The 19774-nt window shown below is 55.7% G+C and carries 19 protein-coding genes; 6 read left to right on the top strand and 13 right to left on the bottom strand.

What is annotated here, in order from left to right:
• Nucleotides 1-12: 12 nt before the first annotated feature.
• Nucleotides 13-282 (top strand): hypothetical protein, encoded by a 270-nt coding sequence (locus tag OU789_RS11890; protein WP_263952253.1) that lies wholly within the window; start codon nt 13-15, stop codon nt 280-282.
• A 7-nt stretch (nt 283-289) separates the two neighbouring features.
• Nucleotides 290-943 carry a DUF1523 family protein gene (locus OU789_RS11885; protein WP_263952254.1) on the top strand — a complete coding sequence of 218 codons (654 nt, stop codon included), beginning with the start codon at nt 290-292 and terminating at the stop codon, nt 941-943.
• A 16-nt stretch (nt 944-959) separates the two neighbouring features.
• Here the strand turns inward: OU789_RS11885 and OU789_RS11880 are convergent, their stop codons facing one another.
• A complete protein-coding gene (locus OU789_RS11880; RefSeq protein WP_274655795.1) occupies nt 960-3329 on the bottom strand; it encodes an aldehyde dehydrogenase family protein in 2370 nt (789 codons plus the stop codon).
• 3 nt (nt 3330-3332) lie between these two features.
• Nucleotides 3333-4343 carry a deoxyribose-phosphate aldolase gene (deoC, locus tag OU789_RS11875; protein WP_274655794.1) on the bottom strand — a complete coding sequence of 337 codons (1011 nt, stop codon included), beginning with the start codon at nt 4341-4343 and terminating at the stop codon, nt 3333-3335.
• A 166-nt stretch (nt 4344-4509) separates the two neighbouring features.
• Here deoC and rpe point away from each other — a divergent pair, with 166 nt between their 5' ends.
• Both rpe and arsC read left to right on the top strand, forming a co-directional pair.
• Nucleotides 4510-5202 carry a ribulose-phosphate 3-epimerase gene (rpe, locus tag OU789_RS11870; RefSeq protein WP_274655793.1) on the top strand — a complete coding sequence of 231 codons (693 nt, stop codon included), beginning with the start codon at nt 4510-4512 and terminating at the stop codon, nt 5200-5202.
• Between the two features lie 238 nt (nt 5203-5440).
• Nucleotides 5441-5848 (top strand): arsenate reductase (glutaredoxin), encoded by a 408-nt coding sequence (arsC, locus tag OU789_RS11865; protein WP_274655792.1) that lies wholly within the window; start codon nt 5441-5443, stop codon nt 5846-5848.
• On the opposite strand, the gene OU789_RS11860 is transcribed toward arsC, so the two are convergent.
• The 11 genes from OU789_RS11860 to OU789_RS11810 all read right to left on the bottom strand — a co-directional run bounded on the left by OU789_RS11860 (nt 5845) and on the right by OU789_RS11810 (nt 16994).
• The gene (locus OU789_RS11860) at nt 5845-6726 is read right to left on the bottom strand and encodes an FAD:protein FMN transferase (RefSeq protein ID WP_274655791.1); all 882 of its coding nucleotides are present in this window, start codon (nt 6724-6726) and stop codon (nt 5845-5847) included. The genes arsC and OU789_RS11860 overlap by 4 nt on opposite strands.
• Complete coding sequence (locus tag OU789_RS11855) at nt 6723-7250, bottom strand: nitrous oxide reductase accessory protein NosL (protein WP_274655790.1); 528 nt, start codon at nt 7248-7250, stop codon at nt 6723-6725. Before OU789_RS11855 ends, OU789_RS11860 begins: the two co-directional genes overlap by 4 nt.
• Nucleotides 7247-8065: an ABC transporter permease gene (locus tag OU789_RS11850; protein ID WP_274655789.1), complete on the bottom strand. Its 819-nt coding sequence runs from the start codon at nt 8063-8065 to the stop codon at nt 7247-7249. The genes OU789_RS11855 and OU789_RS11850 overlap by 4 nt, the downstream gene beginning before the upstream one ends.
• The gene (locus OU789_RS11845) at nt 8065-8964 is read right to left on the bottom strand and encodes an ABC transporter ATP-binding protein (RefSeq protein ID WP_274655788.1); all 900 of its coding nucleotides are present in this window, start codon (nt 8962-8964) and stop codon (nt 8065-8067) included. The genes OU789_RS11850 and OU789_RS11845 overlap by 1 nt, the downstream gene beginning before the upstream one ends.
• Nucleotides 8961-10214: a nitrous oxide reductase family maturation protein NosD gene (locus tag OU789_RS11840; protein ID WP_274655787.1), complete on the bottom strand. Its 1254-nt coding sequence runs from the start codon at nt 10212-10214 to the stop codon at nt 8961-8963. The genes OU789_RS11845 and OU789_RS11840 overlap by 4 nt, the downstream gene beginning before the upstream one ends.
• Nucleotides 10215-10217: 3 nt before the next feature.
• Nucleotides 10218-12131 (bottom strand): TAT-dependent nitrous-oxide reductase, encoded by a 1914-nt coding sequence (nosZ, locus tag OU789_RS11835; RefSeq protein ID WP_274655786.1) that lies wholly within the window; start codon nt 12129-12131, stop codon nt 10218-10220.
• The gene (locus OU789_RS11830) at nt 12124-14394 is read right to left on the bottom strand and encodes a NosR/NirI family protein (protein WP_274655785.1); all 2271 of its coding nucleotides are present in this window, start codon (nt 14392-14394) and stop codon (nt 12124-12126) included. The genes nosZ and OU789_RS11830 overlap by 8 nt, the downstream gene beginning before the upstream one ends.
• A complete protein-coding gene (locus tag OU789_RS11825; protein WP_274655784.1) occupies nt 14387-14737 on the bottom strand; it encodes a hypothetical protein in 351 nt (116 codons plus the stop codon). Before OU789_RS11825 ends, OU789_RS11830 begins: the two co-directional genes overlap by 8 nt.
• 223 nt (nt 14738-14960) lie before the next feature.
• The gene (locus OU789_RS11820) at nt 14961-15755 is read right to left on the bottom strand and encodes a metal ABC transporter permease (RefSeq protein WP_274655783.1); all 795 of its coding nucleotides are present in this window, start codon (nt 15753-15755) and stop codon (nt 14961-14963) included.
• Nucleotides 15748-16524, bottom strand: coding sequence for an ATP-binding cassette domain-containing protein (locus OU789_RS11815; RefSeq protein ID WP_274655782.1), 777 nt, complete (start codon nt 16522-16524; stop codon nt 15748-15750). The genes OU789_RS11820 and OU789_RS11815 overlap by 8 nt, the downstream gene beginning before the upstream one ends.
• Nucleotides 16521-16994: a transcriptional repressor gene (locus tag OU789_RS11810; RefSeq protein ID WP_263952269.1), complete on the bottom strand. Its 474-nt coding sequence runs from the start codon at nt 16992-16994 to the stop codon at nt 16521-16523. Before OU789_RS11810 ends, OU789_RS11815 begins: the two co-directional genes overlap by 4 nt.
• 83 nt (nt 16995-17077) lie before the next feature.
• Between OU789_RS11810 and OU789_RS11805 the strand changes: the two genes are divergently transcribed.
• Nucleotides 17078-18118, top strand: coding sequence for a zinc ABC transporter substrate-binding protein (locus OU789_RS11805; RefSeq protein ID WP_274655781.1), 1041 nt, complete (start codon nt 17078-17080; stop codon nt 18116-18118).
• 127 nt (nt 18119-18245) lie between these two features.
• Entirely contained in the window at nt 18246-19769 is a 1524-nt protein-coding gene (gene metG / locus OU789_RS11800; RefSeq protein ID WP_274655780.1) for a methionine--tRNA ligase, read from the top strand.
• The last annotated feature ends 5 nt before the right edge of the window (nt 19770-19774 follow it).

The following is a 19774-nucleotide window of genomic DNA, read 5'->3' as shown; positions in this document are numbered from 1 at the left end:
GGCGATATTAAAATGCTGTTTTCATTTCTAAGGGCGTCGCTTCTTGGTTTTGCTGTCCTGACGGTGATCTACTTCATTATGCGTTGGTATGTATTCTCGCTTCGCCGCGAAGAACTGGAAAAAGAATTTGACCAAGAGGTGCAATCCGGCGATCGCGATGCCTATGTTGAAGCGGGCATGAAAGAGTATCGGAAGTCGCCGCTGCGTAAACTGCTGTTGCTTGTGTATATCGTGCCGCTTCTGCTCTATGTTGCTGTGATGTATTTTATAAATTTTAACTGAGGGCGTCATGCGCTACGTAAAAATAACTTTCTGGGTGCTTCTTGCGGCGCTTGTTGTTGCGTTTTTTAGTTACAATCTTCCAAAGCGTGACATCGTTCGGATTACGGGAACTGAAGTCATTCGCACCGATTTGTCAGGGGCGAACCGGTTTTTCTATGCCGAGCCGGATAGCGGAAATTCCCCTCAAGCCAACCGCGATCTGCGGCTTATCAATACGGTTTTCGAGAGCGGAAAGGTCAAGGTTTTCCGCAATGAGGATACTGGGTTATTCGGCTGGCCGCCCTACTTTAAAATCGACAGTTCCAACATGCACGCAGAGGCTGCCGACCTTGTTTCGACCCGCGATGCACCAGTTTGGGTTGCGATAACACATTATGGTTGGCGCAGCGAATTCCTGTCGATCTATCCGAATGCCATCAAGTTCAAGGTGGTTGAGGGGCCGGATGTGCGGCTCATTCCGTGGATGAGCATTATCATTCTATTGCTCTGTGTGGCGTTTGTGTTTTGGCTCTGGCGGGTTTGGGTGCAGTTCAAGGAGCGCAAGATTGACCCTTTGCTGGATGATGCCAACAATACGATTGAGGCCGTGGATCAGCGCGCTGACGCCGCCAAAGATCAGGCGCGAAGCTGGTGGGCGCGGCTGACACGCCGCAAACCCTGATTATTCGCCGTCTTGCCTACTCTCCGTAAGGCACCCAGATATTCTTGACCTCGGTTGCGTGCCCAAGGAACTCGCGGCCTTCGCCATCTTTGCCGAACCAGTCGCGCGCGTGGCCTTGGTTAAGCCATGTGCGCTTGAGGTTTGATGCCGATGCCGCCTCCAGGGTGGCCGTCAAATCGGGCGTAGAGGAGAAACTCCACACCGCATCTACATCCATGTGATCGGCCAGCGTTTTCCCAAGGTCAGCATGGTCGCCTGTCACGATATTCACCACACCTGCAGGAACATCAGATGTCTCGAGTACCTGATAGAAATCGGTCGCGGCAAGGGGGAAGGCTTGGCTTGCGCAAAGGATTGCGGTGTTGCCCATTGCGATCGCAGGCGCCATCACTGAAATCGCGCCAAGAAGCGGCGCCTCATCCGGACACAGGGCGCCGATCACGCCAACCGGTTCTTTCATCGCCAATGCAACGCCACGGATCGGAACCCCGTGGGCCTGACCGTCGTATTTGTCGGCCCATGCCGCATAGGTGAACAAACGAGAAATCGTGGCTTCAACCTCGGCTTTGCCATTATGTTTCTTGCTTTTGGGCTGCATCTCGTCGAGCCGCGCGGCAAATTCCACGGCACGCGCCGAAAGGTTCTCGGCGATGTAGTAAAGGATCTGCGCACGCAGGTGCCCCGTTGTCTTGGCCCAGCCAGCGGCTTTGTGCGCAGCTTCGACCGCGTTGCGGATATCCTTACGATTACCGATGCCGACGTGCCCCAAAAGGTGGCCTTTCGGCCCATAGACAGGTTGCGAGTAGCCGCCGTCGGGGCGCGCTTGTTTCCCGCCGATATAGAATTTTGCAGTACGATCAAGCCCATCGACAACCGGAGATTTCGGCGCGGCAATCGGAGCGACTGGTGCAAGTTTTTTCGCTGTGGTTTTGGGTTTTGTATAGGCAGCAAGCCCCTCCCAGCCGCCTTCGCGCCCCATACCGCTTTCGCGACGTCCGCCAAATCCGGCGGCCGCATCAAAGAGGTTGGTTGCATTGACCCAAACAACGCCCGCAACCAGTTTTGGCGCGATATCAAGTGCGAGGTTTATGTTCTCCGTCCAGAGCGTGGCGGCCAATCCATAGCGCGTGTTATTGGCAAGCTGCACAGCCTCAGACGGTGTGCGGAACGTTGTGGCACAGAGGACAGGCCCGAAGATTTCCTCCTGCATGAGCGGCGATGCGCTGTGCAGGTCGGTAATCAATGTTGGTGGATAGAAACAACCTTCGACAGGCATGTCGCAAGGAGCGTGATAGACCTCGCCATCACCGCCATGGGTTTTGACCAGATTGGTGATGGTTTCCAGCTGTACCGGATCAACGATTGCACCTACGTCGATGCATTTATCAAGTGGATCGCCGATGCGAAGGCTGGCCATCCGTTTGCGCAAGCGGGCATAGAATTCTTCTGCAATACCTTCCTGCACCAAGAGGCGTGACCCTGCACAACAGACTTGCCCTTGATTGAACCAGATCGCATCGACAAGCCCCTCAATGGCACTGTCGACATCGGCATCCTCGAACACGATGTAAGGCGATTTGCCGCCCAGTTCGAGCGTGAGGGATTTGCCTTGTCCTGCGGTGGCCTCGCGGATTTTGCGGCCAACCGAGGTGCTGCCGGTAAAGGCAACTTTGTCCACGTCCTCATGCGTGACAATGGCTTCGCCCGTTTTCCCGTCGCCGGTTACGATGTTGATAACGCCCTTCGGTACACCAGCTTCGACACAGATTTCAGCAAAGAGCAGCGCAGTGAGCGAGGTATACTCCGCTGGTTTCAACACAACGGTATTGCCGGTTGCGATGGCGGGCGCGATTTTCCACGCGAGCATTAAAAGCGGGAAGTTCCACGGGATAACCTGCCCACAAACGCCGATTGCCTCTGCATCGGGCAGTTCGCTTTCCATGAGTTGCGCCATGCCAGCGTGGAAATAGAAATGCCTCGCGACAAGCGGGATGTCGATATCGCGGCTTTCGCGGATCGGTTTCCCGTTGTCGAGTGTTTCCAGAACAGCAAAGAGGCGCGCGTGTTTCTGTAAAAGTCGGGCAAGCGCATAAAGTACCTTGGCGCGCTCATGCCCCTTGGTCTTGGACCATTTCGGGAAGGCCGCGCGGGCAGCAGAAACGGCTTTGTTCACCTCGGCTTTACCTGCTTGCGAAATTATCGCGAGCTCTTCGCCTGTTGCTGGATTGCGCGTGGCGAAGCCTTTGGTAGGGGCGGTGAACTCACCATTGATGAAATGGCCGAATTTCCCGTCTTTTTCTTTGATCCACGCCATGGCCTCGGCGCTGCTTTCGGGCGCGGGGCCATATGTCATGGAGTCAAAAACCTCTTTCACGTTTACGGTCATAATCTATCCAATCGCGTGGCGGTAATCGGCAGAGTAGCGGCCGGTGACCTGATGTTCGAGTTGTCGTTCGATGTCGCCCAAAAGCGAGCTTGCGCCGAAGCGGAAGAGGTCTGGCTGGAGCCAGCGGTCTCCGAGTTCGTCTTTGATGAGGGCAAGGTAAGTGAGGGCATCCTTGGCTTTGGAAATCCCGCCCGCAGGTTTGTACCCGACACGGAAACCTGTACGCGCGTGATAGGCGCGGATGGCGCGGATCATCACAAGGCTTACGGGCAGAGTGGCATTCACCGGCTCTTTCCCCGTTGAGGTTTTGATGAAATCAGCGCCTGCCATCATACACACAAGGCTTGCTTTTGCGACGTTGCGCAGCGTGCCGAGCTCGCCTGTGGCCAAAATCGCCTTAACATGAGCGTCACCACAGGATTCACGCATGGCGCGCATCTCGTCATAGATTGCCTGCCAGTTTCCGGTTAGGGCGTGGCGGCGAGAAATGACGATATCAATCTCCTTGGCACCTGCGTGAACGCTCTCGCGGATTTCCTGAAGTCGTAGAGGGAGCGGCGAGAGACCCGCGGGAAAGCCCGTGGAAACAGCGGCAACGGGAATGCCAGTGCCATCAAGTGCCTTGACCGCGGTTTCGACCATATCGTGATAAACACAAACTGCGCCTGTTGTGATTGGCGGCATGTCGAGCGCGTCGAGAATGTCCTGCCGCACCGGATGGGCAGCTTTGGCACATAGGCGGCGCACGCGTCCCCATGTGTCGTCGCCCGAAAGTGTTGTGAGGTCGATCATGGTGATCGCCTTCAGGAGCCACGCGGCCTGATACTCCTTCTTGACCGAGCGCCGTCCTGGAAGTGTTTTTGCGCGGCGTTCAATGGCGGATGTGTTGGCCTGTGCGGCGGCAACCCAATCCATATCAAGCTCCATACCGGCGTTACGCGGTTCATGGAGTTGAGGCAGTTGCGAAGCAGACTTGGTGTCGGAACTGGCGGTAGCGGTGGATTGGTTTTCCATGTGGAACTCCGATATTGGCAGGCGCAAAGCGTCTCATGGTTTCTGTGCTATTGCAAGTTTGACCATTTGGTCAAGTATTGTGTGCTGCGCCCTGTTCCCAAGAGAGGCAAACCGCGCTAACAGAGGGCGAGAGACTTGCCAAACCGCCTAGCCCACGGAGACAGACATGAGCTTTGACCGCAGCATAAAAATCGCCCCATCCATCCTTGCCTCCGATTTCGCCAACTTCGGCGCAGAGATCGAGGCCGTCGAAGCGCAGGGCGCGGACTGGATCCATGTGGATGTGATGGATGGGCATTTCGTGCCCAACATCACCTTTGGCCCAGAGACGTGCAAAGCAATTCGTCCGCATATCAAGGGTGTGATGGATGTTCACCTGATGATTGCGCCGGTTGATCCATATATCGAAGCGTTTGCCGCATCTGGCGCGGATATCATCACTGCACATGCCGAGGCCGGCCCGCACATTCACCGCACGCTCCAAGCTATTCGCGGCGCAGGGGCAAAGGCGGGGTTGGCGCTTAATCCTGGGACTCCGGTTGAGGCTGTGGATTATCTGTTGGATATGGTCGATCTGATCTGTGTGATGACAGTCAATCCCGGTTTCGGCGGTCAGAAGTTTATTCAAAGCCAGATTGCCAAGGTCGAGGCCTTGCGCGCCAAGATTGGTGATCGCCCAATCCATATTGAGATCGACGGAGGCGTAACGCCGGTAACCGCGCCACTTGTGGCTGCTGCCGGTGCGGATGTTCTGGTTGCTGGCTCGGCCGTATTCGGCGGGGGAAGCGTTGCTGACCCTGCGCCTTATGGCGACAATATCCGAGCCATTCGTGAAGCAGCAACTGCGGCGCAATCCTAGACGAAGCACGTTTTCGCAGTACGCTTCCCGCAGTCTCAAAGGTTTAAGGGCGCAACAATTAGCACCCCGCTGGCCGTCGGCAGGGCTATTGCCATTGCGCGCGGATTTTCCGATACATTCGCAGGTGTTCAGCCTGCAGATATTTCGGAATTCTGGGTAACTAAGTTTTTCGGCGCGATTTTTGCGGCCTTTAACTTTTGTTGGCTGATCCGCCCTGCGCATCAAATGGAGGCCATAGATGGCAACAAAGATTTATCATAATCCAGCGTGCAGCACGTCGCGAAACGCACTCAAACTTTTGCAAGAAGCTGGCGAAGAGCCCGAGGTGGTTTTGTACCTAAAAGTCGGCTGGACTCGCTCGCAGCTCGAGGCGCTTTTTGAGGCCGCTGGAATTACTGCCCGCGATGCCATGCGTACGCGCGGCACTCCCGCAGAGGAGCTTGGTCTTCTTGCAGAGGATGTTTCGGAAAGCGCAATCCTTGATGCGATGGTTGAACATCCCAAAATGGTCGAGCGCCCGTTCGTGACCACAGATAATGGCACGGTACTTTGTCGTCCGTTTGAGCGGATTGTCGAGGTACTGGGTCCGACTGCGCCGCGAGAGTTCACGAAGGAAAACGGTACGACGATCGCGCTTGCGCGCTAGCCAAAGATAACCCGCGATCCGTCTGGCATATTGCGCATGGCGGCTTCGACCTTATCGCGTGGCAGGATGCAAAAACCGGTTGAAAGCCCATCTGCAATCGCGGCGGACTGGCTTACGACCGAAACGGTGTTGTTTTCGGTTGCTGGCAATCCGGTGCGCGGGTCGAGGATGTGGCCGACTTTGCCTGCTTGGTCAAACCCTGTACCTCGGATTGCGGATGTTGCGACGGCCTGATTGGAGAGCGCGAGGCGTTCAGCGGGTGTCTGAACAGGCCAATCGCCAAGCCCCACGATCTCACCTGTGTTCACCAAGGCTTCGTGCACGCCGTTTGCACGAAGGAGTGCCGCGACCTTATCAGCGATGTAGCCCTGCGCGATGCCGTTCAGCGTTAGCGCCATGCCTTGTTGGTTGAACGCAACCTGCGCGCTGTCGAAGCGAATGTTGTTCCATCCGGTGATCGATTTGGCCGTCTGAATTTCGGCTTCAGTCGGTGCAGCACCCTTGGCGTACGACTGTGCATAGAGCGCCCAAAGAGGCTGGATTGTCGGATCAAAAGCCCCTTTTGTCTGGGTATGCACGCGTCCCACGATTGAAAGCAACTCCACCATCTCTTGCGAGGGAGATGTGAGCATGCCTTGCCTGTTTAAGCGGGAAAGCTCGCTGTCGTTCTGATAGAGGCTGAAGATGTGCTCAAGTCGATGGATTTCAGAAACCGCAAGCGGCAAGAGCGTCTCCGCCTTAGGGTGATCCAGCACGATCCGCGCCTCGGCACCAAGGGCGACCCCGCGCCATGTCTGGGTGTTGGCGGTTGCTGTACCAGCCAAAGGAAGGGCCGTGGCACCAGCGAGGATGGAAAGCATGCGGCGACGTGTAATCATGTGTCTGGCTCCTGATCGGCAGAGTTGAATTCGACGGGCGCGAGAACCTCGGCAACGGGAATATCTGTTAGTGCGGCGACCCTGCCGCCGCGTGTTTTTGCAAATGCCATGGCATCGGCTTCTCGGGCAAAGGGAACGACTTCGGGCGCACCCATGCCGCCGATTGCATCAGATCCCAAGACATAGAAGGCGTCATTGGCATTTATCCAGTTGTTCGTGCCCGGATCGCTCCAGCTGTTGGCCAGCGCCATATCGTTTACATAGAGCACGCGCACCTCGCCATCTTGTTCAGGCGACAGCAGATAGGCCAAGCCATCGCGGACTTGGCTAAACCAGAGCGGGTTGTCCATTCCCGCAAGGAATACTTGTGCTTTTGGGCCTTCATGTTCGAGGATGAACATCTGACAATAATGGCCTGCGGCGTCCTCGGTGAGTTCGAGCGGATCGGGGAGGGCGAGGTTGGCCGAGTTTTCCTTGCACGCGGCAAGTGCAAGAAACGATGCAAGTGCGATAGCGGCTCTCATGGCTCGATCCTCCGCAGGCGGGTCCAAGCGATCGCCAAAGCAAGCACGGGCCAGCCTAGAATTGAGATAAGCTGCCCGACCGTGCTTGTCGCCATGCCCGCCGCGCCAACACCAGTTGTTAGCACTGACACAGCAGCGTCCGGCGTGTTGAGGAGGCGGAACGCATCAGCGGGGTTCGCAACGAGCATCCACGGAAACACACTCTTGGTGAAATACCCACCATCGTCAGCGACGAGCGCGCCCAGCAAACCCAAGTCATAGAGCACCACACAAACCAGCCACACAAAGATCGCCAGCCCCGAGGCAACAGACGGTTGGCGTACGCTTGAGGAGATTGCGTAACCGATACCAAGGAAAGCCGCGCCCAGAGCGAGCGCCGTGAAAAAGAGACGGAGGAGGGGTGTAAAATCAAGTCCGTTCAAGCCGTGCGACCAGATGACCAGAAGCGCCGAGACCAGCAATCCAGATGCAATTGCTGCGGCCAATACCGCGAAATGCGCAAGGAATTTCCCGAGCAACAGTTCGGCACGCGACAGCGGGTAGGTAAGGTTGAGTGCCAGTGTCCCGCGTTCGGTTTCACCAGCGATTGCGTCAAACGAGAGGAGCAAGCCGATCAGCGGCACGAGATAGACCGATAGCGTGGTTATTGAACCGGCCGCGATGGTGATCGGGCTAACGTTTAACGTTCCGCTGGGCGCGGAGCCGGCGAGGGTCAGGACAGCGGCAAACAGGGTCATCAGCAAAATTGAAGTTGCAACCCAAAGGTTGCGACGCGCGATGAGCAGTTCAAGGCGAGCGACATGTAAAGTAAACATTACGATGCCTCCTGTGCTGAAAGGCTGTAGTGACGATACAGGTCTTCGAGGCTGGCCGGTGTCATTTCGACATCTTCGATAATCGACCCAAACGCAGAAATCCGATTGACCAGCTTGAGCTTGTCTTCTTGCTGGCAGGTCAAGGTAACGGAACGGCCATTGATACGCTCGCCGCCGATTTCAGCGGCAACGCGATCTGCCTCGTGCGCGATCGTGAGGATATCAATACGGATCGGTAGGCGCGCTGTTTCCCGCAGGTCGCGCAAGCTGCTGTCAGCCAGAAGCTTGCCCTTGTTCATAATGGCGATCCGATCTGTTCTGGTCTCAAGCTCGGTTAGGGCGTGCGAAGACAGCAGGATCGCCGTTCCTGCTTGTGAAAGCTCCTCGACGATGTCGTAGAACTCATGGCGCGAAATCGGATCAAGCCCGCTTGTCGGCTCGTCTAGAAGTGCGAGTTTGGGCGTTCCCAGAAGCGCCTGTGCAAGTCCGACCCGCTGGCGCATCCCTTTAGAGTAGGTGCGGATTTTCCGATCAGCAGCCTCATAGAGCCCGACCCGCTCAAGCAAGTCGTCGGCTTGTTTTGTCGAAACGGATTTAAGACGTGCAAAGTGGCGAAGCTGCTCCCTTCCGGTTAGCGCGCCGTGAAACGCTACACTTTCCGGCAGGAACCCGATTTGCGCACGTGCGGCGCGTGATCCAGCACCGCCGCCAAGCACTTCGAGTTTGCCGCCGCTAGGCTTCGTGAGGCCGAGGATCATCCGCATTAGCGTTGTTTTGCCCGCGCCGTTCTGGCCTAGCAACGCCACGCGCTCTCCTTGGTTTACCATCAGCGAGACATCGTCAACGGAGCGGAAGTCGCCATAGGTTTTGCTGACATTTTGAATGCGAAGCGGGGTCATGAGCGTTCTTTCCATGAAGGTATTTCAGGGGTAGGCGGCGCCATCAGCGGGCTCTTGTCGATTACCCCGCCGGGCAGCAGCGCGGGGAATGCCGATTGCGACCAGCGGATGAGTTGCACCGCGGGCGAACCAAGCAAGGATTTCGCAGCGGGTTGGCTCCAGAGCACATGGTCCATAACGTCATTTGGGCGATAGGCAGCATCGGCGATGCCGTTGCCATCAAGATCAAAGGCGCTGCCGTCTGACCAATAGTTTCCGCGCCCTTCCAGACTCCATTCAACCCATTTCGAGCCGACATATTTGACCTGTGTGCGGTTGTTGATAAAGCCGTTCTCGAAGATATCATTCCGTTCGGAGCCGGCGGTGAAGTGGATGCCAATGCCACACCCCTCAAACCGATTGCCGCTAAAGCTGTTCTTGTGGGCGTTATAGATGAATGTGCACTTATCGCCCGTTTCCAGGATGGTGTTGTCCTTTACGATGCTCTTGTTTGTGTAATTCATCATAATGCCATGGTCGCGATCGCCCACGGAGAGATTGCCGACAATCTCGACCGAGTTTGAATACATGATCGCGTAACCGAGATGGTTCCCGAGAGAGATATTGTCGGAAACGATGCTGTCGTGGGCGTGCATGTAGTGAACTGCAAACCGCAAATCACGGAACCGGTTGCCAGAGAAGCGGTTCTTTTTCGAGGTGTTCACGAATATCCCGTCGCGCCCGTAGCGGATATCGTTGCCTTCGACCACCGCACCTGGCGCATTCCAAACGTAAACGCCGTTGCCGCGAGAGTTCATGTGGCGGTCTTGGCGGCCCTCGATACGGTTGTTTCGCACGATGCTGTCTTTGGCGCCGTGAATGTCCACGCCGTAGAGGTTGCCGAGAATGGAGTTGTTTTCAACGATCACAGCGCGGGCTGTTTTCTTGAGCTGAATGCCGCTATCGATTTCCTGGTGGTCAGAGCCGGAGCCGATTACGGTTAAACCGCGAATGGTAACATCAGCGCCAGTGACGGTAATAACGCTGCCTTCACCTTGGCCATCTATTGTGGCCTTGCCCATGCCGTCGATTGTAACGGGCCGGTCAAGTACGAGGGTTTCAAAATATGTTCCTGAGCTCAGGCGGAGAGTGTCTCCATTCGCCGCCTGCGCCAGTGTTCGGGCGATGGCCCCTGCTTCATTTGGCACGTCCCAGTCGGCCGCCCAAAGAGGCGACGCAAACAAGAGCGATATGAGCAGGGACCAACGCATGATTTATGCGCCTGTTGGCTCTACGAGCATCCGGCCGCGCATCTCCATGTGGAGCGCGTGACAGAACCACTGGCAATAGAACCAGTGAACGCCTGGACGGTCGGCTGTGAAGGTGATCGAGGCGGTGGCCATTGGTCCGATCTCGAATGCGATGCCATAATTGCCAAGGCAGAAGCCGTGGGTCACGTCATCCACATCATCAAGGTTGGTTACGAAGATTGTAACCTCGTCGCCCTGTTTGACGGTGAACTTCTCGTGGCTGAACATCGGCGCTTGGCTGGTCATATAGAGACGCACCTTGTTGCCATCGCGGATCGGCTCCTCGGCACCATCTTCAAGGACGACGCCATCGGCTTCGGCTTGTTTGCGGGCGTCTTCCCAAGTTACGTCGTTCCGATCCCATACATTGACGGGATTGACGATGTCGGCCCGCACAATGATCGAGTCATGTGGCTCGGCAAATGTCGGCCCATCGTGAACCACTTCCATTTGGTCGGTGGAAATGTCGATCAACTGCTCGTTCTCCGGCTTCAACGGACCAACGTTGATAAAGCGGTCTTTGGAGAACTTGTTCATCGAGATCAGCCATTTGCCATCGGCCTCTTTGGTCTCGCCCATCGAAGTCGAGTTGTGGCCGGGCTGATAATGCACGTCCACTTTGGAAATGATCGGGTCGGCCTCTTCGCCATTAAAGGCAGCGATGGCTTTGTCGATGTTCCATTTTACGATCTGACTATCGAGGAACAAAGTGGTGAAGGCGTTGCCCTGACCGTCGAACGCGGTGTGAAGCGGGCCAAGACCCAGTTCTGGTTCACCAACGATGCAAGAGCGCGGATCAACGTCGCTTTCAAACAAGGCGTCGAGCTTTGTCACATCCATGATCGACACGGTGGGCGAGAGCTTCCCGTTGATACAAACGTGCTTGCCGTCCGGTGCTGTGTTGATGCCGTGGGGCGAGTTGGGAATCGGAATATAACGTGTGTAGTTCTTGTTCGAGCCTTTGCGCCCGTCAATCACCTTCACACCTTTAACTTCCTGATAATCGCCCGCTTCGATACCCGCTTCGATCTCGGCGAGGTTAAAGACAACAACGTGGTCCATTTCGTTCTCTGTCATCTCGGCGAGGTTCATACCCATTTCCGAGTTGTACGAAGTGGAGTAGGCATATTTACCCTGATAATCACAGTCGGTGTTGTCGAGGTTGCCCGAGACCATCACCTGCCACGCGATTTCCATTGTGTCGCCGTCGATCGCTGTGAAGATGTTCACGTATTGCGATGGATCGTCGAGAATGCTGCCGTCATTGATTAGCGGTGTTTCATCTTCGCCGTTGGCAAAGACATACCCTGTGCGTGGGAATTTTTGCGGACGCAGACCGTGGATCGCCTTGGCGTTGGGGATCTCGATGATCTTGTCGCACTTCATCACGTCACAGCGTACACGTGCCACGCGCGTGTTGGCCTTGTCGTTCATAAAGAGGTAGCGGCCATCATATGTGCCGTCAGTGAAGGACATATGCGGGTGGTGCAAATCGCCGTTGTCATAGGTTTTCATGCCGCGTTTTGCGAGAAACTCTTTGGTTTCCGGCAAAAGGCCTTCGGTCATGATTTTGAGCGACTCGTTGGTTTGGCCCCAACCGGTTGCCGAACAACGGTTGAACACAGGCACACGCATCAGTTCGCGCATGGACGGGAAGCCCATAATACGAAGCTCGCCTGTCTGGCCCGAGGACCAGAAGCCATAGTATTCGTCAAGCTCGCCAGGAGCGACTTCGCCGCCAGCTGCTTTTGCTTGTTGGGGTGTAAGTGCAACCCCGCCGACAGCGGCGACTGCACCAGCAGCAACCGCACCTCTCAGTGGGCCGGTCAGGACGTCGCGACGTGAGACGCCTTCTTTTACTTCATTGTCTTTAGACATGGTTTTCTCCCTTACTTGCGAGTGTGTTTGGGTGGTCTGGGAAACGGCCCAGTGTTTCGCCGTCAGCGGCGGAACCTTTGGCCATTTTTGCGCGTCGTTTCACTTTTTTGATGACGACGGGGCATTTCTGGTCGTCCTGATACAGAACCTGACAGTGCAGGCAGGACAGGCATTCATTCGGGTTGATTTCACCTGTCGGATGGATCGCCTGAACAAAGCATTCGTTTGCGCAGGTCTGACAGGGATTGCCGCATTCCTTGTAGCGCTTGAGCCAGTCAAACATCCGCAGACGTCCCGGAATGGCGAGAGCCGCGCCAAGCGGGCAGAGGTAGCGGCAGTAGAACCGTTCGACGAAGAGCCCGAGCCCAAGGATGACTGTGGCGAACAGAACGTATGGCCAGCTGCGCACAAACTTAAGGATGATTGAGGTTTTGAAAGGTTCGACCTCTGCCAGCTGTTCGGCGAGCGGGATCGACACGATCGAAACGCCGAATAGCCCGAGGAAGATGATATATTTGATTGGCCAGAGCCGCTCATGCAGCCCCCAAGGAAGGGTCCACTGCGGCACTTTGAAGAACCGCGCGATCTGGTTCGAGAGTTCCTGCAACGCCCCGAAGGGGCAGAGCCAGCCGCAAAAACCGCCACGTCCCCAGAAGAGAAGAGTCACCGCAACCGACGTCCAGAGGATAAACACCAGCGGGTCCATCAGGAAGGCATCCCAAGTAAACCCAGTCACAAGCGATTGTCCGAGCGCCATCAAGTTCACGACAGAGAGTTGTGCGTTCTGCGACCAGCCAAGGAATACCAGCGTGACCACAAGAAAGCCCATGCGGAACCAGTAGAAGGCGCGCGCATTGCGGGTTGCTTGGGTTTGGAAAAAGAACACACCGGTCAGAACAACGAGCATGCCAACAAGGATGCCGATTTCCAGCGTCTTGGATTTCCAGATACGTTGCCACAATTCCGCGCGAGCGGCCTGATCGTCGTCAGGAGTGCTGATTTCGACAGCGGGGGCAGGGGGCGCGAGCGGTGTGAGGTATTGATCGGGGATGATGTACCCTAGATCATAGGTCAGGAAAGATTTCTCGACCGGGCCAACGGCGCGCTGGGCCAAAAGCTGAATGCGCCATGGTTTTGTTGGGTCAAACCCTGCATCAGCCGGAATTTTGAAAACATCAAGCTCGGTGAAACTTGGCGCATCTGGTGCGGCAATACTTCCGAGGCGGCGATGCTGTCGGTCATGGAAGCGCACCGAAATATCGCCTTGAATAAGTTGGATGCGGTCAAAAATACCACCGCGCACAAAACCGGAGCCCTTGAAAGAATAGATTCCACGCCCAACGATCAGGATGGCCTCCTCGCCCTCTTCGAGCCAATCCTCAAGGTTGCCGTATTCGTTTGGGCCCATCAGACTCAGGCCAATGCTCGGCGCCGAAACAAGGGCGGTATGCATGTCGATATAGGTGTCTTCTGGATCGCCCTTTTCGGCATATTTCAAGACGCGCGGATCGCCGGTTGCTTCAAACGCGGCGTTAATCTGGCCAACGTCGATTGTCAGTCTGCGGATCGTGCCGTCGCCCGACATTGTTGCCCAGTCGTTGATGCTACGTTCATCCATATTGAGCACGTGAGTCGGGCCGCTCTCGGCGTCATCATTTGCAAGGCCGCCCAATCCAAGCGCGCGCGATACCTTTAGGCCGGAGCGCACAATCGAGTCGTCGATGATCATGATGGTCACGGTTGCGCCGGATATGATCTCGAGATCATGGGCCGATCCACCAGCCGCCGCCTCTGCGACGATATCAATGCCTTTGTAGGATTCAGTAAGCGCCTTGATCTTGGAATCCGGTATCCCGATCAGAACAATCGGCTCGGAATGTTTCACAAGTTCGGCGCGAAGGATTTTGGCATCAGGGTCAATCGCGACCATCACGTGGATGGGCTTGCCCGAGTACCCCGTGGTCGAAACGAAATCAGAGGTTATGTAGGCGTACCCAAGGAGATCGCTGCCATTAAGGATCGGGGCCACCGGCACGTCGTCGCGGATTTCACCATAGGCGGTCGCGCCTTCGATAAACTCGGACGCGGGAATGTCGGTAATGAATTTTTCGAGGATTGATTGCGCTTGTGCAGTGGAGGCCAACACGCTGGCCAATACAAATGCAAGGCAAAAGAGAGCGGTAAGACTCGCCGCGCGTGCCCGTTGGAATAGGCTTTGGACGCGGGGTAGGGGAGATAATAGAGTGGCAGAACAATCAGGCATGGAAATCTCTTTTGAATGGCTGCACTGGCGGCGCACGGCTTGGATGTTGCAAGGCAGGTTTAAGCACGCAAATGTCACGCGCATTTAACGCGACGCTTTGAGTGGGCATGGTGTTAAATGAGATGTCGAAGTGCTGTGCGGTGTCGAGGATTGGGCTTGATGCATTGAGCATACAGACCGAGCAGTGGATACATTCGGCGTTCGGCTCTGTTTCATCGGCTTCAAGGGCAATCAGCTGCGTCCCGCCGTCTGCGCAAATCTCTATAAAGGAAGTGGATCGCCCCATTGCCATGCCACTGTTGGCAAGAGAAATGAACAACGCGAGGGTCGTGATAAGGAGCATATGCGCGAAAGCCGCAATTCTCCGACCGTCCAGCCGGACGACCATGGTCGTGGAGAATTTAGGGTGCGCAAACATATATCACATAACGAATTAGAGTCGCGCACACTCTAAAGAAGCAATGCTCTGGCAGTATTGACTTAGATCAACAGTCAGAGCATTGCGAAGTTATTACGTAAGTGGAGGAGGCATGCGTTTAGGAGCAAGTGTCTCTTAGCGCGGGTTTTTATGCCGCTTGCCGCGCCCAAGAAATGCCGTTTGAAATGAGGAAAAAGAGCGCGGCAGTACACACAATTGTTGGTCCGGCGGGGGTGTCATAAATAAATGCAACGCGCAATCCTACTGCCATGGAGGCGGCGCCAATCAGTGTTGCTCCGACGGCCATTAGCTCTGGAGTCTTGGTCAAAGGGCGCGCTGCGGCGGCGGGAATGATTAGCATAGCCCCGATAAGAAGCGCCCCCACAACCTTGATGGCGACAGCCACAACAAGCGCTAAGGCGATGGTTAAGATAAGTTGTTCGCGCCTTGGGTCGATGCCGCTCGCGTAGGCCAGATCACGGTTGAGCGTTGCGGTCAGCAGTGCGGACCACCGCCATGCCAAAAGCGCCAGCACCAACAGTGCTCCGCCCCAAATCCAGAGGAGGTCTGTTTTGCTCACGGCAAGGATTTCGCCAAAGAGATAGGCCATAAGATCAATGCGCACACCATCGATGAAGGCCACCGCTACGAGCCCGAAGGCAAGCGCGGAATGGGCGACGACGCCAAGCATCGTATCGACCGAGTGACCCTTATCGCTGGCAAACCAGACAAGGAGCGCCACCAAAAGCGCCACGACAAGAACGCTGCCAAATATCGGAACAGAAAAGCCAAGTGCCAAGGCCACCCCAAGGATCGAGGCGTGTGAGGTCGCGTCGCTGAAATAGGCCATGCGTCTCCAGACGACGAAACAACCAAGCGGCGCAGCAGCAATGACAACGCCCAAGCCCGCCAAAAGCGCGCGCATCATGAAATCGTCAAGCATCGGCGCCCTCTTTCTCTGCGGAGTTTGCGTGGCTGTGATCGTGATCATGATCGCAGCCGTCATCGTGGCTATGGGTATGTTGATGGCGATAAAGCGCCAGCGCACCACCGGTTCCAGAGCCAAAAAGCGCTCGGTATTCTGGCGCAGAGGCCACGATATCAGGGGTGCCGTGGCAACAAACATGCCCGTTTACACAAACAACGCGATCTGAAGCGCTCATCACCACATGTAGATCATGGCTGACCATCAAAACTGCGCAGCCGAGTTCCGTGCGCACGTCTTCGATCTTGCGATAAAAGGCGGCGGCCCCTGGCTGGTCTAATCCTTGAGTGGCCTCGTCAAGCAGCAACAGGTCTGGATTTTCCAGTAGCGCCCGCGCCAAGAGAACCCGTTGAAACTGTCCGCCGGAGAGGTTTGTCATTTGCGAGTCGCCAATATGGGCGACATCGGCGCTCGCAAGTGCGGCTTCAATTGTGGCGCTAGGCTTTCGTTTGGGTAGGCCAAGAAAGCGCTTCACCGAAATCGGCAGCGTTGGATCAATATGGAGTTTCTGCGGGACGTATCCGATGCGTAGGCCGTTTTTGCGCTTCACGCTGCCTTTGGCCGGTGGAATCGCTCCTACCAGTGCCCGCACGAGCGACGATTTTCCCGAACCGTTGGGGCCAACGAGCGTTACGATCTCGCCGCGATCGATATGAAAATCAACATCAACCAAAGCGTCCTTGCGGCCATAGCGTACGGTAAGGCCGCTGGTTTCTATGAGCCTCACGCGGATGCCTCGTTGTTGCATTTCGGGCAAGTGCCCAGTGCTTCAACCACGGTGCGCTCGACGATAAATCCAGTTTCAGCAGCGGCATCTATCAGGATTGGCTCGCACTGGGTTTCGGCGACGCTGTCGCAAGTTCTGCATATGAGGAATGCCGGTGAATGATTTTCGCCGGGGTGCATGCAGGCCGCAAAGGCGTTGAGCCGTTCGATTTTGTGGGCAAACCCGTTAGACACAAGAAAATCAAGCGCCCGATAAGCTACAGGCGGCTGGCTTCCCATGTCTTCCTTTCGCAGGGTGTCGAGGATTTCATACGCCCCGACCGCACGGTGTTCGGTAAGCAATATCTCAAGCACGCGTTTGCGTACGGGCGTGAACTGGAGCTTGCGGTCCTTACAGAGAGCATCGACCTCTGCAACGCCTTTGCGAATGCATGTTTTATGATCGTGGGTTTCGAATCCGATATGCGCCATGGGGCCTCCTTGTTGGGGCTTGATATGTTATATTATCACAGATAAGTCTAGCGAAAATTTTCCGAATCAAACTGGAGTTCAATGTGAAGCGTTCGTTCATTTTGGCGCTCGGCGGCCTTGCGGCAACCGCAGCGACAGCAGAAACACCGCGGGTCGTCGTCGATATTGCGCCTGTCTATAGCCTTGTTGCGCAGGTCATGGACGGAGTGGGAGAACCGCAATTGCTTGTGCCCGCCAATGCTTCGCCGCATCACTATTCTATGCGCCCCTCTAATGCGCGAGCTTTGCAAGAGGCGACACATGTCTTTGCGCTCGATGAAGGGCTGACGCCTTGGATTGAAGGGGCGAAAGAAGCGCTAGGGCCCGAAGGCAAGTTTGCATTCCTTTCGGAAGTTGACGGCACAACGCTTTTGCCAAACCGCGATGGTTTCGACTTTGCAGAGGAGCTTGAGGACGATCATCACGACCACGACGACCATGACCATGATCATGAGGACCACGAAGAGCATGATGATGGTCATGACGACCATGACCACGAGGAAGAGCATGCGCACGATGATCATGCAGATGATGATCACGCCCACGAAGACGAGCATGACCACGATCATGGAGATCACGACCCCCACAGCTGGCTCGACCCGCAAAACGCAGTTGTTTGGCTTGGCTTTATTGCCGAAGAACTCGCCGCGTTCGATCCTGAAAATGCCGAGGCCTACCGCGCAAATGCGGCCAAATCGCAAGAGGCGCTAGTGTCTCTAGAGGCCGAAATCTCTGGCAGTTTCGAGGCGCTGGACGACGTCAATTTTGTTGTGAACCACGATGCATTCCAATATTTCGAGGCACGCTTCGGACAGACCGCGCTTGGTGCGATCTCGTTCTCTGACGCTGCCGAACCTGGCCCGACGCATATCTCGGAACTGGCAGAGCACATTGCCGACCACGGCATTACCTGCATTCTCACGGAGGTTGGCGGGCGCCAGAAACTGATTGATGCAGTCTTTGCCAAGGGTGATGCGACGGTTATTGTTGTTGATCCACTTGGTGTGGAGCAACCGCTCGATGGTACGCTCTATTCCGGCGTTCTTCAGAACTTGGCCGAAGGGATGACCGCCTGTAAGGGCTGAAAACTGCGCTAAACTCGGCCCGCAAAGGGGCAATTCCGGTTTTCGGTGTTGCCTCTTTGATTAGCTTGTATAAGACAGGCACAACCAAGCCCCGCAGCGGCGGGTGCAGGAAAATAGGGTTGAGATGATGACAAAAAGCTACATTACCACGCCGATTTACTATGTGAATGCCGCGCCGCATCTTGGGCACGCGCATACTACGGTGATGTGTGACATCATGACCCGTAACCGCAAGGCCAACGGTGTGGATACACGCCTTTCAACCGGCTGTGATGAGCACGGGCAGAAAAATCAGGAAAGCGCCGAGAAGCTCGGCATGGACGTGATGGAGTATCTTGATCTGCGCAGCAGCGAGTTCAAGAAGGCTTTTGACCTTCTGGATGTGGATTACGACTACTTCGTGCGCACCACCCGCCCGTTCCACAAGGAGCAGGTTGCCGCCATGGAGCAGAAGTTCATGGACGCGGGCCTTATCATCGAGAAGCAATATACCGGCATCTATTGCAAAGGCTGTGAGCAGTTCAAAACAGAGTCTGACCTGAACGACGAAGGGCGCTGCGTTGACCACCCGAATATGGATGTCGAGGAGATCGACGAGAAGAACTATTTCTTCCCGCTAGAGCCGTTCCGTCAGCGGCTTCTGGATCATATCGAGGCGAACCCTGATTTCGTGCAGCCGCCGAAATTCTTGTCCGAGTTGAAAAACATGCTCGCCGAACCGCTTGAGGATCTTTGTATTTCGCGGCCCAAAAGCCGTGTGTCGCTTGGTGTGACACTGCCGTTTGACGAGGATTTCGTGACTTATGTTTGGTTCGACGCGCTCATCAACTACCTGACCAACCTTGGCTGGCCAGGGAACGATTACCAAGACTATTGGTCTGAAGTTGAGCATGTGATCGGTAAAGACATCCTCAAAACCCACGGCGTTTACTGGCCGATTATCCTGATGGGTATGGGGGAAACGCTACCCAAACGGATTTCGGTGCACGGGCATTGGCTTGGTTCCGGCGGTGTGAAAATGTCAAAATCGCTGGGAAACGTGGTTGATCCGCTCGAAATCGTTGAGAAGTTCGGCGCCGATGCGCTGCGCTACTATCTCGCGCGCCACATGCGTGCAGAGAATGACAGCCAGATTTCGGTAGAGCTTATTCAGGGCGCGTATAATGGCGAGCTTGGCAATAAGGTCGGGAACTTGCTTTCGCGGGCGGCGAAATTCTCGGTTGATCGCTTTGACGGGAAAATCCCGACCAAAGGCACGTTGACCGCAGAGGACGAAGCCGCACGAGCGATTGCGCTTAAGGCTGCGCAAGGATTTGCAGAGGTGTTTGCCCTAACCGATATTCCAGCGCGGACAGAGGCTCTGGTGCAGGCTGCGGATGAGTTGAACAACTATTTCACCGCTCAGGCGCCTTGGAAATTGATCAAAGACCCTGAAACTGCTGACCGTGCGCAGACCGTACTTTATGTCACGCTCGATAGCCTGCGGGTCTTGCTTGAAGCTTTCCGCCAGATCATTCCAACCTCTGCGGATAAGGCGCTCGCCATTCTCGCGGCACCGGTTGAAGAGGGCGTTTGGTCCCCTGAGTTGGATCGTTTGGAAGAGGGTGGAACCTTTGGCGAGGTTGTCGCGCTGTTCCCGCGTGTGACCTGAACTGA

Origin of the sequence: Halocynthiibacter sp. C4, from assembly GCF_028823805.1 — a bacterium.
In the GTDB taxonomy this organism is placed as follows: Bacteria; Pseudomonadota; Alphaproteobacteria; order Rhodobacterales; family Rhodobacteraceae; genus Falsihalocynthiibacter; species Falsihalocynthiibacter halioticoli.
This window is presented reverse-complemented; position numbering and strand designations above follow the sequence as displayed.

Coding starts and splice junctions, on each gene's coding strand:
- OU789_RS11840 (WP_274655787.1), bottom strand. CDS start 10,214: ATGCGTTGGTCCCTGCTCATATCGCTCTTGTTTGCGTCGCCTCTTTGG.
- OU789_RS11845 (WP_274655788.1), bottom strand. CDS start 8,964: ATGACCCCGCTTCGCATTCAAAATGTCAGCAAAACCTATGGCGACTTC.
- OU789_RS11860 (WP_274655791.1), bottom strand. CDS start 6,726: ATGATTACACGTCGCCGCATGCTTTCCATCCTCGCTGGTGCCACGGCC.
- OU789_RS11820 (WP_274655783.1), bottom strand. CDS start 15,755: ATGCTTGACGATTTCATGATGCGCGCGCTTTTGGCGGGCTTGGGCGTT.
- OU789_RS11825 (WP_274655784.1), bottom strand. CDS start 14,737: ATGCTCCTTATCACGACCCTCGCGTTGTTCATTTCTCTTGCCAACAGT.
- nosZ (WP_274655786.1), bottom strand. CDS start 12,131: ATGTCTAAAGACAATGAAGTAAAAGAAGGCGTCTCACGTCGCGACGTC.
- rpe (WP_274655793.1), top strand. CDS start 4,510: ATGAGCTTTGACCGCAGCATAAAAATCGCCCCATCCATCCTTGCCTCC.
- OU789_RS11890 (WP_263952253.1), top strand. CDS start 13: ATGCTGTTTTCATTTCTAAGGGCGTCGCTTCTTGGTTTTGCTGTCCTG.
- OU789_RS11885 (WP_263952254.1), top strand. CDS start 290: ATGCGCTACGTAAAAATAACTTTCTGGGTGCTTCTTGCGGCGCTTGTT.
- OU789_RS11810 (WP_263952269.1), bottom strand. CDS start 16,994: ATGGCGCATATCGGATTCGAAACCCACGATCATAAAACATGCATTCGC.
- OU789_RS11850 (WP_274655789.1), bottom strand. CDS start 8,065: ATGTTTACTTTACATGTCGCTCGCCTTGAACTGCTCATCGCGCGTCGC.
- OU789_RS11855 (WP_274655790.1), bottom strand. CDS start 7,250: ATGAGAGCCGCTATCGCACTTGCATCGTTTCTTGCACTTGCCGCGTGC.
- OU789_RS11830 (WP_274655785.1), bottom strand. CDS start 14,394: ATGCCTGATTGTTCTGCCACTCTATTATCTCCCCTACCCCGCGTCCAA.
- OU789_RS11880 (WP_274655795.1), bottom strand. CDS start 3,329: ATGACCGTAAACGTGAAAGAGGTTTTTGACTCCATGACATATGGCCCC.
- deoC (WP_274655794.1), bottom strand. CDS start 4,343: ATGGAAAACCAATCCACCGCTACCGCCAGTTCCGACACCAAGTCTGCT.
- metG (WP_274655780.1), top strand. CDS start 18,246: ATGACAAAAAGCTACATTACCACGCCGATTTACTATGTGAATGCCGCG.
- arsC (WP_274655792.1), top strand. CDS start 5,441: ATGGCAACAAAGATTTATCATAATCCAGCGTGCAGCACGTCGCGAAAC.